Here is a 15,967-nt window from a genome sequence, read left to right on the forward strand (position 1 = left end):
AGTGATCAAATTCGTCACATAGTCAGATGATGCCTGTATATTTTTTGGGAAATGTGCGGTTTAGTCAAAAAGTGCTCTTATTAGGCATTTAAGCCATCGAAGTGGGGGAAGCTAAGGTGGTGTTGAGTTTGGAAGTTTGAATATGACATTTGAGGTATCAACCTGGGGGGCGCGCGGGTCGGTAACTGTTGGTAAGAGTGAACCGAGCATTGTTGGGGCAAACACCACCTCCATCATGGTAAGAAGTTGCGACCGTGTCATCATCATTGACGCAGGCAGCGGCATAATACCTCTTGGAGAGTATTTATTGACGCAAGACGTGCGCAAAATTGATCTGCTTTTTACGCATTTCCATTTTGATCACATTAGTGGCCTTCCATTTTTCGCCCCATTATTGAATCCAGAATTCAAAACAACCATATGGTCAGCAGGCTCTGAAAAGCATGGCAGTACGCTTGATGTTTTGCATGCATTCTTAAGCCGTCCGTTTTTCCCTATTTCCATGGATATTTTCAAAAACACGGCATCATATGAGACTTTCAGCAAAGGCGATGTTTTGCAGATAGGCGAGCGCGTTTCAGTGCAAACGTCAGCTGTTAATCATCCTGGTGGGTGTACCGCTTATCGTGTGAACAAAGACAATGGCAAGAGCTTCGCATTTACCGGCGACTTTGAACATGATGACGGTGAAAAAGATGCGACCCTTGTGGACTTTCTATCAGGTGCTGGGCTGGTCTTTGCAGATTCAACTTATGCCCCTCATGACTATGAGCAGCATCGCGGGTTTGGACATACTCATTGGGGCAAGGCTGGTGAGATTTGCGAAGCAGCCAATGTGCAAAAATGGCGTTTGTTTCATCACATGTATTCACGCACCGACGCTGAGCTGCTTCAAATTGAAAAAGATGCAAAAGCGCGCTTCCCAAATTGTGGCCTTGCTCGAGAAGGCGATGTCTTTAAGCTTTAGGGCTGTGTCCGCTGCATCCATGTTCCGTAAACCGCTCTTTGCTATCCTTGTTGTCAGATGATTCGCCCCGCACACGGCGAATGACCGACGGAGCATGTGAACTGTATGGCGAAGAAGCCGAAAATTGCTGAAACCGATCTCTACCAGCCCGTGAAGACGTTGCTGGAAGGGCAGGGTTATGAGGTTAAAGGCGAAGTGGCTGCTGCTGATATCGTTGCGATACGAGGCGAAGAAGATCCGATTATTGTTGAGTTGAAAACAGCTTTCTCGCTCACACTCTTTCACCAAGCGATCGAGCGCCAAAGTCTTTCTGACCATGTTTATATCGCGGTCCCGCGTGGCACGAACAAAGCTTATTTGAAGAGTTTAAAGCGCAACAAAACGTTGTGCCGACGGCTTGGTCTTGGCTTGATGACCGTGCGGTTGAAAGATGGTTTTGTTGAAACCCATCTTGATCCCGAACCCTATAAGCCGCGCCCTTCGAAGGTCAAAAAAGGGCGCTTACTGCGAGAGTTTTCACGCCGTGTGGGTGATCCCAACAAAGGCGGCGCTGCTCGAACAACCATTATGACAGCTTACCGTCAAGATGCGCTTCGATGTTTGGGGGCTTTGGATCAAAACGGTCCAACGAAAGCAGCCGAGGTTGCCAAAATGACCGCTGTTGAGACGGCGCGGCGTATTATGGCTGATGATCATTATGGTTGGTTTGAGCGGGTAGATCGTGGTGTTTATGCACTCACGCCAAAGGGCAAAGAAGCTGTTAAAACCTATGCTTCAGATTTGACCGAGCTAACAAGGGCAATTGCACAAGCGCCTGCTGCCTAGCGAACAGATTTGGCGGCTTGTTTACCTGCATCAAATGCCGCTCGCTTTTGGGCAAGCTCTTCTGGGCTCAATTTTTCTGGATTAGAATAATCCTCTTTCCAAGTATGGTCGCGAGACCAGACTTGTGAATTGTTCACGGTTCCAGGGCTGGTTGCTTGATCTAGCAAGTTTAAAGCAAGCGCTAAGGTTTCTTTTTGAGACGCTTCATCGTGCGGTTTGCCCGCGCCATTGCCGAGCGGAAAATCAGAGAAAACAAATCGTGGTGCGCCCGCACTTTCAACAATATCTTTCGCGCAACCCATCACCACAGTCGGCATGCCTGCTTCTTCCAGATACCGAGCTGCAAGCGTTGCGCTTTGATGGCAAACTGGGCAGTTGGGAACGATAATTGCGGCGTCTGCTTGATCACGCTTGAGCGCCTCAAGCAGGAGTACCGCATCGTCTTCAATTGTTGCTCGTTGTGATCGGTTTGTTGGTAGGCCGTGAAAATGCTTTGTGACCCCACCAATCAAACCATCGTTCGCCGCTTGCTTTAAAGTATTCAAAGGTAGCCAAGCTTGTTCGTCTGTTGCAGGGCTGTGCTTGCGGTCATAGGCAATATGAGAGATGCCTGTTTTAGGCGCATCTTCAACAGGAGCTAGGTACGGCGTATAAAATTTTGCGCCACCATTATAAGGAGCGTTCGGGCCTTGATCCCCTTTTGCAGGATCAAAAAGAGCGGCTGTCGTTACCAGTGCAACCTTGGTTTTTGACAATGGTTTTTGTAATCGCGTGAATGGGATGTCGGAATTTTTCGCCCATACATACGGCGCGTCATAGCCGAGCGCTAAATAATAGGCGCGGGTGCGATCAATATACCGAAGTGGATCTGTCATACTTCGACTTTAAAGAAAGAGCGATCTAGCGGCAATGTTATCTTGGCTTGTATAAATTATCAGAAAAATTGCCAAGCGCTTTCATGCGCGGGCGATAGATGCAACCATCAATCACTTCTAACCGTCCAACGCGGTTGAGGGTGTGGATTTTACGCCCTGGCCATTCTGGTCCACCAGGTTGAATAACCGTATCGATGCGTTGGTCAAAGCCTTCGTCATCTAACTGCGTCACCTCAGCCAATCCTAATGCGGCACCATAGCCTGCTTCACAATCTTGAACAGGCCGCCAAAGTTTGTCGTTTTTAATCACCATATTGCCTGCAGGGCGGGCAGATTTATGGTCGATCAAAACGGGGTTTTGTGGGTGTGCTGTCCATGGGCCAAGCGGGTTGTCTGCTTTATAAATGCATAGGGTATCTGAATATCCGCCAAGCCCTTCGCGCTCAACAACAAACATCCACCATGCTCCGTTGAACTCAATAATCGTAGCATCCGCAGCTTCAAGCCCGCTCAACAACGTTTCGTGCCGTTCCCATTTTAGCGGAAAGTCCGTTGCACGGTAAACCGCGACATCGTTGTTGTTTGAACTTTCAGGGATCATCCAAATATCACCCTGCCATTTGAACATGAAGGGATAGGATAAATGCCACGGTTCTTCCAACACAGGCTCAGTTGGCCCCGGATTGCCGTTTTCATCAAAGCGGATAACGGCCAAAGTGCCTTTGCCGACATGATGATCGAGCATTTCAAAAAACAAGTAATCACGACCCTCATGATTGAATAAAACAGGGTCAGCATAAAAGTGATTGTAAGGGTGATCGATAAGTTGCCACGGTGCCCCAGTAAGGTTCTTATTCTCTAAAACACCATTGCCATCAATAAACCGATAGCCAATGCGCCAATGGCCAGAATAGCAACACAGCTGATAGATTTCACGAATGATGTAGTTCGCGACATTTTTAGCAAGGTGCTTTGAATGGTGAATAGAGGACAAAGGGGTGAAATATTGAAACGGCGTGATCGTCGTTTCATCTTCTAAGCCTTGCAAAACACGTTTTAGCAACATGATAAATCGTGAATAAACGGCTTCCAATGCCCCGCTCAACCCTTGTGCAGCTTCGAGTGAGGGCGTGCCGCTTGCAATGGTTTTATGGTTCGTCAAATCATCAATTGTCATCAATGGTGCGCCTTTGGAAAGGAGCAAGCCTGCAAGCGCGGGCTCACCTCGTGTTCCATCATAGGAAGGAGCAAGAACGCGGGTGTTGTTATCTGGTACGAACGGGCGAGATGTAAGATCGATGATCAGGTCAGGCTTGGTTTTGCCTGCAAGCTCAAGACCGAGTTCACGCAGCGTCCGTCTTTCGCAACTGTTTTCTCGGTTACGAAACACGATCATTTTTTCAAGCGTCAAGAGCGTTTGTAGCCCAGAGCGCTTTTCGGCGCGTGGCGCAATGTGGAGATAGAGCGAATGATCGCCCATGCTGTGAATAGCGCGGACGAGGTGTTTCAACCAATCGCGCAACTGATGGCCTTCGAGGCGAATATGGATGATCATGATGCAACCTCGCCTATTGCTAGTTTTTCATAAACATCGACCATATGGTTCATTGAATACTTGCTTTTCAATTGTTGTCCATGAAAGCTCAACCGTGCAGATAGCGCGTCATCAGTGAGAATAGTGTTTACCGCCTCGGCAAAGGCAGCTTGATTTGTAACATCAACAAATTGTGCCGCAGCGTCTCCGTCTATATCAAGCACTTCACGCAGAACTGGTAAATCATTTGCAACGATTGGAATGCCTGCTTGTCCAGCTTCAACTGCCGCAAGACCAAAGGTTTCAGCTCGTGATGGGAAGACGAAAAGGTCTAACGTCTTTAAAACGTCACCGATATTGGTTTGGCTCACTTCGCCAATGAAGTGGGTTCGCTCGCTTGCTTGTAGCTCGCCAACAAGACCTTTGAGGCGTTCTTCGTCTGGTCCTTGACCTGCAATCAACAAATGCCAATCAGGCTTATCTTCGAGCAACTTGATTGCGCAATCAATCTGTTTGGCTTCATTCAACCGTGCGACAGTGCCGAGCAAAGGAACATCTGTAGGAATACCGTATTTGGCACGCGCTTGGTCTTTAGTAAGGGTTGTTGTCTTTTCTTCAAAGCCATGAGGAACCAGCACGATTTTCTTCGTGTAGCGGTTTGGGAAAACGGAGTAGTCTTTTAGCAAGTCATGTGAGTTCACGGTGATCGCTTGATAAAGGCCTGAAAGCCCCATCAGTAAATCAGCATAGCGTAGAACAGGATGAATGGTTTCGCGCGCTGACACCTGATTAGCGACGATGAGAGGAACACCAGCAAGCTTTGCAGCAGGTGCGCCAACAGTATTGCCGAAATGTTGGAAGGTGAACACCACGTCAGGTTTCACAGCTTTAATATCGGCTACCAGTTTTTTGAAAAACCCAAACATTTGAAGCGGACCACTGGGGCGCTCTTGGCAACAAATTGTTGTGTTTTCTTGCCCATCGAACCCATCGGTTTTGCGATAGAAAAACAAGTGATGCACATCATGGCCGCGCGCTGTGAGCTCTTTGCCAAGCAACCGTGATATTTCTTGTGCACCGGCATTTTCAGCCTGTGTTTGGACGAATAAGATACGTTTTGAGACTGTCATCTAAAGACGCCCCCAGCTTTGCAATAAGCACCCAAGATCATCCCGTTAAAGGCCATGATGAAACCAAAGGCGAGCGGTGAAAACAGGGCTTCTTCCTGAAAAACTCCATTTGCCAAGATCACAAGCAACATAAAACCTGCAACAAGATGAACCGATTGACCTGTTTTTGCGCCAACTTGAACCGTCTTCCAAGCAAACCAACCGCAAATACCAAGATATAAAAACGCCCCAAAACCGAGTTGATAAAGGAGCACTCCGACCGCGCTTTCAATGGCTATTGGTGTGCGTCCTGCTGCTTGATAAGCACTCCAGTCAAGTTCGGCAAAGTTGGTGGCAAGGTTGCCGCCAGTGCCAATGCCGCGTCCAATTGGGAATTCAAAGAAGTTATAAACACCGCCCATAAAGCCGAGCACATGATAGTCGCCAATGGACAGTCCAACAATCACACCAAGGCATATGTAGGCGAAAACGGCGGCTAGCAAGCTGAAGAACGCAAATCGATGTCCAAAAAGCTGGGCGGCAATCCAAGCAAAAGAGACCAGAACAAGCAGAATGATAGGACCTTTGGCATTTGTGAAAATGAGCAATGGTAATAGCAATGCCGCCAGAATGAACTTTCCGCGGTACAGGGAGAATGCGAGGAAAAAACCGATGATATAGGCAAAGCTGATTGGGTGAAGGTTTGGTCCTAAAAGGCGTCGAATAGAGATTTTTAAATCAGCCAATAGGGGGGTGTTGAAAAGGTCGACGGTGAAAACATCGAAGATTGATTTAACGACAATCCCGCGCTCCCTCGCATCACGATCCCAGATGAGTGAATTACGGCCGTCAATGAAGGTTAGATTCCAAAAAGATTCACCGTTTATCAGGCGGTTCCACTCGTTGACGAAGAACAGTTCAACATAACCGATAAGAATGATCGCCAAGGTTATCATGGTCATGACAGGCGTAAATCGAGGTTTGAAGAAGCCAAATATGATCAGACAGACGTGGAACAACATAACGGCTGTTGCAACACTCCTAAGGTAGATCACAGCACCCAATGGATTTTGGACAAAGCCGATTAGAAAATACACGCCGATAATGCCGAGCAGAATAAAAACAACATTCGAAAGGCGGTCAAGCTCGCTGTTTTGCCCCTTAAAATGGAACAGATACATCAAGACAGAAATACCCCATGTGCCGCACAAAATTAAGAAGTTATAGCCGCGAACAATGTTGAAGCTCGTCGTGGTGTCGATGGAAGGTGAGACCAACGCTACAAAGGTGTTTTGGAAAATCATCGCGATTAGCACAGCAATTAATGCTGTTTCGGGCATCCAGCGGGCCATTGCGGCAATCAAAATGATGGTCATTCCGATTGCGAATATTGGGCTGACGATGTGACCCGAAACAGCAGTAGCAATAACGATCGTGCCGCACAACAATCCGAGGAAAGCGCGGACGAGGTCGCCAGAACTATCAAGCGGGTTTTGGGCGCTTGCTAGATGATAGTTATTTGGAGGTGAGAAAGCGGATTTGCTCAATTCTTTTATCCAATTGCGCAATCGGCCACAACATCCGTTAGTATTAACTGGATTTCGTTGCTTTTTTGCTAACGAAAGCTGAGACCCAAGCTCCCGTTGCTCGTATTTTGGTCATGTAAATCGGGCCTAAACTCGTGTGAGTAAAATAATTAACGACGTTAATCCATATTTCATTAACTATAATTTATTCTACCGATCGTGTCAGTCGGCGTTTATCTCGAGCGCTCAAGACGACAGCTTTGACTAATAAAGGGAATGCAGAAAATCTCATGAACGATTGGGGTAGTTTTGATTTAGGCAAGCATAATGAACATGCTCGCCCACAACCAAAATCTGATGCAAGCGCAACGGCGCGGCATGGGGTAGGTGCGCCTGTTGATGGCTTATTGGACCCTATAGCTTTCCTTCGCATGATTGGGCGTAACTTTTTCAAGATCATAATCTTGACTGTGTTGCTAACCACTTTGGGTGTTGTTGCGTTCAAATTTGTTTCGTTTCCCTACACGGCAAAAGCAATCGTATTGGTTGACCCTCGCCAACAAGGGGTAAAAGTTTCAGAACAAGTGGTTGGTGATATTGGTGGTGACGCGGCTGTCTTGGAAAGTATCATTGAGATACTCAATTCCGACGGATTTTTGCGACCGCTGATAAAGCAATTGAAAGTTTCGGAAGACCCACAATATAAAAATGCTATTTCTGGCACGAGCGGTGATACTCGTTTGTTGTTGGCTGAATTCAAAAAATCATTGAAAATTCAGAGGCTTGGCGCGACTTACGTCATTGAGATTTTCTTTACGTCCAATGATGCAGAAAAGTCCGCTTTTTATGCCAATGCTGTGGCAAAAGCTTTTGTTGAACAACAAAAAGATTTTCAAACTTCTGCAACAGCAGATGCTGCAAATTCATTGTCGGAACGATTGATTGGCTTGCGTAAAGCTCTCCAACAATCGGAAGAGGCTGTTGCGCAGTTTCGTTCGCGAAACAATATTATTAGCGTTGATAATGCCAGCACACTATTACAGCGTGAATTGCAAGAACTCAGCGCACAGGTTGCTATTGCCAAAACCGCAAGTGAAGTGGCGCGGTCGCAATATAATCAAATCAGGAAATCAAGCCCCGGTGCATTTAATACATCAAATGCCCAAAGCGAAACGCAACAGCTACAAGCATTACAACTTCAAAAAAGCACCATCACTCAGTCGCTCGCCCAATTAAATCTCACATTTGGTAATCGCCATCCCCGCATCGCCGCAGAGCAGAGCCGATTAAACGCTCTTGATCGTCAAATCGAAGGAGAGCGCCGTCGTCTTATCTCATCAAGTAAACAGCGCCTTGATGCTTCCGTTACTACGCTCAATGCGCTTGAAAAAGACATGGCTGCTTTGAGTTCTAAGGCAAATGCAGGCGAAGAACAGCTTGTTATTTTGAGCGAATTGGAGCGGGAAGCTTCTGCTAACCGTGCGATTTTTGAGGATTTCCTTGGTCGATTTAAGTCGGCGGAAAAGCAACAAGGATTGCAAGGTCAAGAAGCAAAAATCGCGTCACTTGCAACCCCACCCTTAAGATCGACGCGCCCTTCATTAGCACTGGTTGGTGGTGTCTGGGGGCTGTTGAGCTTTGCTTTGTCGATTTTGATTGTTGCTTCAATTGAAGCGCGGACAACGCGAGGTCACAGCGTGGATCATAACGGTGTGGATTATGAAAGAGCAGGGGCTGGAGACGGTCCTTCACAAGACCCTCATTATGTCGACCCAGCTTTGGCGCCAGCGATGGCTTCTGAAACCCCACCGCCGCCGCTGGCATGGTTGAACAAACCGCGCGCGCAAAATCATCAACCTGAAATGCCTGCGCAAAATATTGAAAATACTAAGCCAACAGTCCCAGAGGCCCCGCGGACTAATTTTGAGGCGCAAACGGGTGCGGTTGCTGAGCGACTGCAAAAAATCAACGCGCCGCATTCGACGAATCTCCAAGAAGAAGGACGGTCAAAAAAATCGACAATCAATCCGTACACGCCAATTCTTCCTAATTTGATGGCGGCGGATTTTGCATCGCTTTTTGATATGGAGCGTGCACTTGCCTCGCACATGAAGTCATTGCCACTGTTTAAGAAAAACAGAATGCCTCGGCTGATTCTTGTTGGCTCTTGGATGCCGCAAGAAGGTAAGAGTTTCGTTTCTCAATCAATTAGTCACCTAGCAACCATTAACGGTGCAACGGCGGCCATTATCAAGACCCCTTATAATGGCGAAGTGGAACGTAGGGCCGGTATTGATCATGGTCTATTAGAGCGCCCATATGATTTTATTGATCCTGAGGCCATGTCTACAAATAGGCAGCAATCAATGGTTAGTTTTGCAGGCTTTAAAGCGCTGTTGAAAGCAAGTTTACAATCATATGATGTGGTCGTTATTGATGCTGCGACCGTTCAAGAAGAAGCTGATTTTGAAGCATTAAGTAGCTTGGCAGATGCAACTTTCTTGCTGCTTGATCGCCCTCAACAAGAAGAAGTACCTCGGGTTGTTGAACGTACTATTGAGGCCGGTTTGAGCAAGGTCCAGATTTTGCTGAACCGTATTTGATCGCCATAATATTTACTGAATTTATGGTAACTAAAACTTCAATTAAAAGTGCAAATTTTTAGGTTTGCATCAATCATTTATTTATTCAAAAGCGATATACTGTTTCTAAGTTAAGATAGGGAAATATCGTGTCACCATTAAAGCAAAACTCTGAAGAAAATATCATGTCGACTTGGCCTGTCCGCCAATTGGGTGGCCTGCCAATTACGGTTGCTGATCGTAATGAGATTGCTGACGCTTTCGTCGAATGGGCTCTCGCAGCAAGAGACAAAGATGCGCGTCCGTTTTATTCTACTTCTGCCAATGGTCAGGTTATGGCCATGTGCGCTGAGGACAAAGATCTTTTGGACGATTTTCTGTTTGCTGATCAAATCGTAGCAGACGGCATGCCAATGGTGATTTATTCCAAATTATTTGGAACAAACCAACTCCCAGAACGTGTCGCAACAACAGACTTGTTCCATGATGTTGCGGCTGTCGCTGCTGAACATGGCGCCAGTTACTTTATGTTTGGCGCCGACGAAATTTCCAATCTAGTCGCCACCCAAAAAACGCAAGAACGCTATCCTGATTTGAAAATTGCAGGACGTCGTAATGGGTACTTCTCCAAGGAAGAAGAGGCTGACATTGTTGCTGAGATCAACGACGTTAAGCCTGATATTTTGTGGGTGAGCATGGGCGTGCCCCGTGAACAACGTTTTATCCGTGAGCATATTGATAGTTTGAAAAATGTCGGTGTGATCAAAACCTCTGGCGGCCTATTTGACTTCCTATCTGAGCGTAATTCTCGCGCACCAGCTTGGATGCAAAGTTTAGGTTTCGAATGGGCTTATCGCGCGGCTCAAGAGCCAAGCCGGTTAGGTCCGCGTTATCTTTTGACCAATCCGCAAGCTTTAAAACTACTGTTCACACGCTCGCGATAGCACCCATTTATTGGGCAGGGATAGTGATGCTATTTTTTGGCAAGACTTGTTTCGCTTTACTAGCATCCCTTGTGTTTTTGCAGGTGTCTGCAACCCGTCCATCAGTTGCTGCGGATGTATCGGCTGTTTGTCGTCAACAACCAGCCTTTGAAAATCATCCCAATAAAGCCTTCGTTTCAAAAACACGACGCGGATTTAATCTGCCAAATTGGCATCGTAACGATCCAAATGACAGACCAGATTGGCGTACGCTCATTGCCCTAAAGCATGAAGGTTTTTCCCACATCCGATTGCCGTTTTTTCATGATGCCTTCGTGCAAGGGGATTTGAAAGCTGGCGCCGTGCAATCGTATCTTGATTGGATGGTCCGCGATGTCGAACGGCTCAACTTAATAGGCTATGCAGTAAGCCTAGACCTTCATCCCTCATCTGACTTTAATAGCCTGCTCAAAAACCATCCTTTATTGGGGGTGAACAGATTGCGTGAGGTTTGGTCTGCGGTAGCAAAAAAGATTGCTCATTTGCCAGTGGACCATGTTGGCGTTGAATTGTTAAATGAGCCGGACAGCGACGATAAAATCTGGCAAACAGCGCTGCCAAACTTGGTTCGAGCACTGCGTTATGAACTGCCAAACCACACGTTGATCATTTCACCTTCTGGCCCGCAGCGCCATGAGGCTTTGTTTCGAATGAGGCCTGTTGAAGATAGCAATGTTCTCTACGCGGTTCATTATTACGACCCCTTTTTCTTCACCCACCAAGGGGCGGAGTGGTTGCCGGATGCGGAGCCAGTGCGGGCGTTTAAAGGCCTTTCATTTCCCTTGCATAGCAATGAGCCGAGCGTTGTTGAAAATCGCAACCGTTTGGTGCGTAACAATCAGCGTGAGGCGCTAACATTCTTAGAGCGCCAAGTGCTGGTGCCTTGGGATGAAAGCATGATCAAAGATGCTTTTGAGGCGATGGGGAAATGGTCTCGAGAAACGGGGCGTATGCTTCTTGTCAATGAATTTGGAGTACTATCCCATCACGCGCCCCACCATGCGCGGCTTCGTTGGTTGGGTGAGATTGCTCGTGCATCCACGGAGAACTGCATTGGTTGGGTTCATTGGGAATATTCAGATGGGTTTGGGTTTGTTGATCCATCAACCAACAGACCGGATGCATCAATAGTGAAAACCTTGCTTGAAAAAGAAAAGTAGAAAGAGTGGTTATGGGTATGGCTTCAGCGCAAGCAAGTGCATCGCAATCCTATGAAATTGACGTGCTTTCTTCTTTTGATTTTAAGAGTGAGGAATACGCAGCATTATTTGCAAAATCTGATGGCACAGCGTTTCAAAGCCCGCGTTGGCTTGATGCATTTTATGAAAGCCTATGTCTGTCGCTCGGTGTTGAGCCGTTTATCATTATTGCTCGCGATAGCAGTGGCACTTTACAGATGGTTTTGCCGATGGTGCGCAAGGCTGTATCGTTTGCCAAAATCATCCAGCCTGCCGATTTAGGCATCACGGATTATAACCAGATCATAGCGAGCGCCGAAACGCTCGAGACAGCTTCAAAAGACCCCGCGTTTAAATCCCAACTCATAAAAGCGCTAAAGCCGTTTGATTTATTCCTCTTCAGAAAGGTGCGCTCAGACAGTTTCGACATTGTACGTTTGTTTGATAATGCCACGAAGATTGATGGTGATAGCGCGGCCCATGATTTGCCGATGCCGATGCCATTTGATGAGTGGAAGCAAGCGACATTATCGAAATCCACTCGCAAAGGGTTGGATCGCAAGCGCCGCAATATTGAAAAGGACGTTGGCCCTTTAACATTCAAAACGTTGATTGATGAAGCAGAAATTGAAACGGCTTTTGAGATGCTGCGCTTAGAGCGTGGCAAGAAATACCCAGGTGATCTGCTCTCGCAAGACGCCTACTATGACTTTTATCTGAAAGTTGCCAAAGAGGGGGCTGCGTCTGGTGATGCGGTAACGATCATTGGGCAGGTTGAAGGAAAAACCCTAACCGTCGATTTCGGCCTTCATCAAGACGGCCGTCATTTGCTGCTTTTGGGCGCATTTGATTCTTCTGAAGAATTCAAAAAATATTCGCTCGGCCTTCAAGGCATTTTAGATGTGATGAAAGGTCGTAAAGAGATCGGCATTGATATGTTTGATTTCACAACCGGTGATGAAGATTACAAAGCATCATTGCACACCACACCGGTCCCCATGCATCATTATATCTTGAGCAATGGTGTTGTTGGTCGCATCGGCCAGATGGCCTATCAAGACAATTCCTTTGCAAGAAAACTTGTCCAACGTCTTTTGCCAAATCTCAAATAAGACCGCTTTTATAGCGCCCCATAAAACGAAAAAGGCCGGATCAAAATCCAGCCTTTAACTCATTGTTTTCGCAATGCTGTAAAGCAAGAGCCTCTTAAGCAGCGAGCTCGTATGGATCGATCGAAACCAAACCATCTTTAGCTGATGGATCAACACGGAAGTCGATCATGTGTTTGAACTCACGCGCCTTTTGAAGTTTCAGACGTTTCCAAAGCAAAGATGCCGCCGCCTTTGGATAGACGTGCATGCCTTGTGGAACGGTTGAAAAATTGTTCAAACCTGTTGTACGGCGCAACACACCATTGCCGAAGTTCACGACATATGAGTTCCAAATGGTCTGTGTCCAGTGCTCTGTTGTCACTGAAATATTCATGCAGTCGAGGTTCTCAACGCGGTGCGGTGCATAAAGTGGCCAGTGAACCATTTGCCCTGCTTCAAGCTCATACACTTCCGCATATTCGTCATACCAAGGCTCGTAAGGAACCTCTTCTTCTGTCTCGCGAAGCAGAACCTTTTCAATGGATTCTGGAGAAATGAATGCAGGTGTCGGTGGGTAAACATAAACGCGTTTACGTCCAGCCAATTGCCATAGGCTTTGGCCTTGAATATCTGCATGATAGTAAACTTGGATGTTCGGTGAAGAGATCAGCAAAGTCATGTTGCGTCTGAATGTTTTCAGACCCGGGATTTTGCCTTCAAATTCACTGAAGATTTGGTCGAGAACTTTTTGATAAACTGGATCGCGGTCCATGATGCGGTGCAAGTTTAGCCACATACGGCCATTCTTAATCGCTTGAATAACCTCAAGACCAGAGATGCCAACGATCTCGCCATTACGCCATTCCTTCACCTCTTTATTGGTGCCCATGGTGCTGACGATGTAGTCGTCTGGGGAGCATCTATCAATCAATCCACCCAGTGCCTCTTCAGAGAATAGGCCTGTCTCTAAAAGCTTGTGTTGGATTAAAATCGTCTGCTCATCGAATAGGCGCGAATGTTTATCGCTGAAATTGCCAAGGATATTTGATGTTTCAATCATTGTTCTCAAAACCAGATAATTACGAATAACTAATTTCAGCAATATGCCATAAATGTCTTAAATCTGGGTTGAACTTCTTGGTGTATAGTTAACTACACAGTGTCGGAAAATTTAGAGATTAGCTTGGTCTTTTGTTAACGATGACCCTTCAAATAAGTGCGTTCACGATCAAATTAGTACCGAGCAGAAAGAAGATGCCGAGCAGTATTTTTCGAAATTGTTCAGCCTCTAAAAATGATCTTGCCCATTCCCCAATGGCAAATCCTGCAAGGGTTGGGATGACCATCAACAAGGAATAGAGCAGGAGCGTAGGCGTGGTTAGTCCAGCGCTTATATAACCGCCGAGCAGGGGGATAGAGCCTGCCATCAGCAATACCCCAACAGAGGCGACGAACTCGTCTTTAGATACGCGTTTTGAAAGCAAATACATTACAACAGGCGGCGCCCATAAGGATGTCATTCCTCCCATGATGCCAGCAGCGGCACCAAAGCCAATTTGATATGCTTTGTCGTGATTGTCTGAAATTGTAAGTTTCTTGAGAAACAGGTTGGTTACAACAAAAAGCACAATCATTATGCCGACTGAGAGCGTTAGCGCTTTGGTCGAGATGGTGGCTGCAAACTGTGATGTGATGAAAATCAAAGAGCACATGAACAAGCTAAAGAGCCAAAGCTTCTTGAACATTTTTACCGCCATGCCACTGCGATAAATTTGCCATGTATTAGAAATCAGAATGGGCAAAAGCAATAGAGCAATCGCTTGGCGTGGATCTGTGAACTGCGCCAGTATGCCAATAACTGTTGTTGGTAAGCCAAGACCAACCAACCCTTTGACGGTGCCCGCAAACAAGAAGGCCACGGCTGCAACAACAAGGAGCATTTCAAACGACATGTAACGTCCTTATATTGTGGCCTTGATCAATAAAGGACACGGACCAAATAGAGCGTGAGACTTGGGAATGCGATCAGGATGGCGACCCTGATAAAATCAGAAATCAAGAAAGGCATCACGCCTTTAAAGCTCTCCACCATGGGCACATCTTTGGCAAGCTTATTGATGACAAAAACATTCAGGCCAACCGGTGGCGTAATCAGCCCCACCTCCACGACGATCAGCGCAATAATACCAAACCAGATGGCTGCTTCTTCAGGCCCAAGCCCAAAATCCAAAACTTGAATGATGGGAAAGAAGATAGGGATCGTGAGCAAAATCATGGAAAGGGAATCCATCACGCAGCCCAAAATGAGATACATCAACAAGATTAGCATCAGCACGAGCATCGGTGAATAACCACTGTCGCCAATCACCTGCGCAAGCGTTTGGGGCAATTGTGTTTGGGTGAGAAACGCATTGAAGATGTTCGCACCAAGCAAGATCATATAGATCATGCCTGTGGTGACTGCCGTGCCGGTTAGGCTCTCCGCCATTTCTTCTTTGTTGATACCATTCCACCATGCAAGCAGCCCTGTGCCGAGCACGCCAAAGGTGGCAGCTTCCGTGGGCGTGAACACGCCAGCATAAATGCCGCCGATCACGACCACAAAAAGAATTGCCGCTGGTATAACGCCAATTAAGGCATCAATTTTTTCTTTGGCATCCGCTTTATCACCAGCGGGGCCAGCTTCAGGATAGATGCGTACATAGATTGACACCGTGATCATGTAGCCAAGTGCTGCAATGAAGCCTGGAATGAAGGCTGCAAGAAACATCTTCGCGACGTTTTGCTCGGTAATGATGGCGTAGATTACCAAGATCACGGAAGGCGGAATTAGAATGCCAAGCGTGCCACCTGCAGCTAACGAACCAGTTGCCAAAGCGCCTGAATAGTTAAACCGCTTCATTTCTGGCAGGGCGACTTTGCCCATGGTGGCAGCCGTTGCAAGCGAAGAGCCACTGATGGCGCCAAACATCGCGCAGCCGCCAATTGAGGCAATCGACAGTCCTCCGCGCCATGATCCAAAAAAGGCATTGGCTGCCCGAAATAGCGCTTTAGAAATGCCAGCATGGGTTGCCAAGTGCCCCATGAGCAGGAACATGGGCACCACGGAGAGTGAATAGGATGAAAGCTGCGAATACGGATTGCTTTTCAAAAAGCCCAAAAGCGGCGTGAGGCCTGCGACTGAAATATAACCAATAGAGCCGGAGACGAACATGGAAACGGCGATAGGCACCCGCAAGAACATAAGGACGAGCATGCCGCCAATACACAGCGTGCCAATAAGTGGACCTGACATGA

13 protein-coding genes are annotated in these 15,967 nt (G+C 47.0%); 6 read left to right on the forward strand and 7 right to left on the reverse strand.

Going from position 1 to position 15,967, the window contains the following annotated elements; genetic code table 11:
- Positions 1-142 precede the first annotated feature (142 nt).
- Together ABJO30_05735 and ABJO30_05740 are read left to right on the forward strand one after the other, a co-directional pair.
- Positions 143-967 carry an MBL fold metallo-hydrolase gene (locus ABJO30_05735; protein MEP3232308.1) on the forward strand — a complete coding sequence of 275 codons (825 nt, stop codon included), beginning with the start codon at positions 143-145 and terminating at the stop codon, positions 965-967.
- Between the two features lie 105 nt (positions 968-1,072).
- Positions 1,073-1,792, forward strand: coding sequence for a DUF2161 family putative PD-(D/E)XK-type phosphodiesterase (locus ABJO30_05740; protein MEP3232309.1), 720 nt, complete (start codon positions 1,073-1,075; stop codon positions 1,790-1,792).
- Here ABJO30_05740 and ABJO30_05745 read toward each other — a convergent pair.
- Genes ABJO30_05745 through ABJO30_05760 form a run of 4 tightly spaced genes read right to left on the reverse strand, consistent with a single transcriptional unit; the run spans position 1,789 to position 6,857 of the window.
- A complete protein-coding gene (locus ABJO30_05745; GenBank protein ID MEP3232310.1) occupies positions 1,789-2,667 on the reverse strand; it encodes a glycine reductase in 879 nt (292 codons plus the stop codon). The genes ABJO30_05740 and ABJO30_05745 overlap by 4 nt on opposite strands.
- Before the next feature lie 37 nt (positions 2,668-2,704).
- Positions 2,705-4,222 carry a hypothetical protein gene (locus tag ABJO30_05750; GenBank protein ID MEP3232311.1) on the reverse strand — a complete coding sequence of 506 codons (1,518 nt, stop codon included), beginning with the start codon at positions 4,220-4,222 and terminating at the stop codon, positions 2,705-2,707.
- A complete protein-coding gene (locus ABJO30_05755) occupies positions 4,219-5,331 on the reverse strand; it encodes a glycosyltransferase family 4 protein (protein ID MEP3232312.1) in 1,113 nt (370 codons plus the stop codon). The genes ABJO30_05750 and ABJO30_05755 overlap by 4 nt, the downstream gene beginning before the upstream one ends.
- Positions 5,328-6,857, reverse strand: a complete 1,530-nt coding sequence (locus ABJO30_05760) for a hypothetical protein (protein ID MEP3232313.1) — start codon at positions 6,855-6,857, stop codon at positions 5,328-5,330. The genes ABJO30_05755 and ABJO30_05760 overlap by 4 nt, the downstream gene beginning before the upstream one ends.
- Before the next feature lie 239 nt (positions 6,858-7,096).
- Here ABJO30_05760 and ABJO30_05765 point away from each other — a divergent pair, with 239 nt between their 5' ends.
- The 4 genes from ABJO30_05765 (at position 7,097) to ABJO30_05780 (ending at position 12,691) form a co-directional block, all read left to right on the forward strand.
- A complete protein-coding gene (locus tag ABJO30_05765) occupies positions 7,097-9,439 on the forward strand; it encodes an exopolysaccharide transport family protein (protein MEP3232314.1) in 2,343 nt (780 codons plus the stop codon).
- Positions 9,440-9,603: 164 nt separating this feature from the next.
- The gene (locus tag ABJO30_05770; protein MEP3232315.1) at positions 9,604-10,362 is read left to right on the forward strand and encodes a WecB/TagA/CpsF family glycosyltransferase; all 759 of its coding nucleotides are present in this window, start codon (positions 9,604-9,606) and stop codon (positions 10,360-10,362) included.
- 26 nt (positions 10,363-10,388) lie between these two features.
- Entirely contained in the window at positions 10,389-11,561 is a 1,173-nt protein-coding gene (locus ABJO30_05775; protein ID MEP3232316.1) for a cellulase family glycosylhydrolase, read from the forward strand.
- A gap of 11 nt (positions 11,562-11,572) precedes the next feature.
- The gene (locus ABJO30_05780) at positions 11,573-12,691 is read left to right on the forward strand and encodes a GNAT family N-acetyltransferase (GenBank protein MEP3232317.1); all 1,119 of its coding nucleotides are present in this window, start codon (positions 11,573-11,575) and stop codon (positions 12,689-12,691) included.
- Positions 12,692-12,785: 94 nt separating this feature from the next.
- Here ABJO30_05780 and ABJO30_05785 read toward each other — a convergent pair whose 3' ends face one another.
- From ABJO30_05785 to ABJO30_05795, 3 genes are all read right to left on the reverse strand, one after another.
- Entirely contained in the window at positions 12,786-13,730 is a 945-nt protein-coding gene (locus ABJO30_05785) for a hypothetical protein (protein ID MEP3232318.1), read from the reverse strand.
- A 148-nt stretch (positions 13,731-13,878) separates the two neighbouring features.
- On the reverse strand, positions 13,879-14,622 hold the full coding sequence (locus ABJO30_05790; protein MEP3232319.1) for a sulfite exporter TauE/SafE family protein: 744 nt from the start codon (positions 14,620-14,622) through the stop codon (positions 13,879-13,881).
- A gap of 26 nt (positions 14,623-14,648) precedes the next feature.
- Positions 14,649-15,965: a TRAP transporter large permease gene (locus ABJO30_05795; GenBank protein ID MEP3232320.1), complete on the reverse strand. Its 1,317-nt coding sequence runs from the start codon at positions 15,963-15,965 to the stop codon at positions 14,649-14,651.
- Between the last annotated feature and the right edge of the window lie 2 nt (positions 15,966-15,967).

The organism is Hyphomicrobiales bacterium (assembly GCA_039973685.1).
GTDB lineage: Bacteria > Pseudomonadota > Alphaproteobacteria > Rhizobiales > JACESI01 > JACESI01.

Bases quoted from the DNA above. Each gene is read 5' to 3' on its own strand.
- ABJO30_05750 (MEP3232311.1), bottom strand. From the start codon at position 4,222: ATGATCATCCATATTCGCCTCGAAGGCCATCAGTTGCGCGATTGGTTG.
- ABJO30_05745 (MEP3232310.1), bottom strand. From the start codon at position 2,667: ATGACAGATCCACTTCGGTATATTGATCGCACCCGCGCCTATTATTTA.
- ABJO30_05780 (MEP3232317.1), top strand. From the start codon at position 11,573: ATGGGTATGGCTTCAGCGCAAGCAAGTGCATCGCAATCCTATGAAATT.
- ABJO30_05795 (MEP3232320.1), bottom strand. From the start codon at position 15,965: ATGTCAGGTCCACTTATTGGCACGCTGTGTATTGGCGGCATGCTCGTC.
- ABJO30_05775 (MEP3232316.1), top strand. From the start codon at position 10,389: ATGCTATTTTTTGGCAAGACTTGTTTCGCTTTACTAGCATCCCTTGTG.
- ABJO30_05740 (MEP3232309.1), top strand. From the start codon at position 1,073: ATGGCGAAGAAGCCGAAAATTGCTGAAACCGATCTCTACCAGCCCGTG.
- ABJO30_05735 (MEP3232308.1), top strand. From the start codon at position 143: ATGACATTTGAGGTATCAACCTGGGGGGCGCGCGGGTCGGTAACTGTT.
- ABJO30_05785 (MEP3232318.1), bottom strand. From the start codon at position 13,730: ATGATTGAAACATCAAATATCCTTGGCAATTTCAGCGATAAACATTCG.
- ABJO30_05770 (MEP3232315.1), top strand. From the start codon at position 9,604: ATGTCGACTTGGCCTGTCCGCCAATTGGGTGGCCTGCCAATTACGGTT.
- ABJO30_05755 (MEP3232312.1), bottom strand. From the start codon at position 5,331: ATGACAGTCTCAAAACGTATCTTATTCGTCCAAACACAGGCTGAAAAT.
- ABJO30_05790 (MEP3232319.1), bottom strand. From the start codon at position 14,622: ATGTCGTTTGAAATGCTCCTTGTTGTTGCAGCCGTGGCCTTCTTGTTT.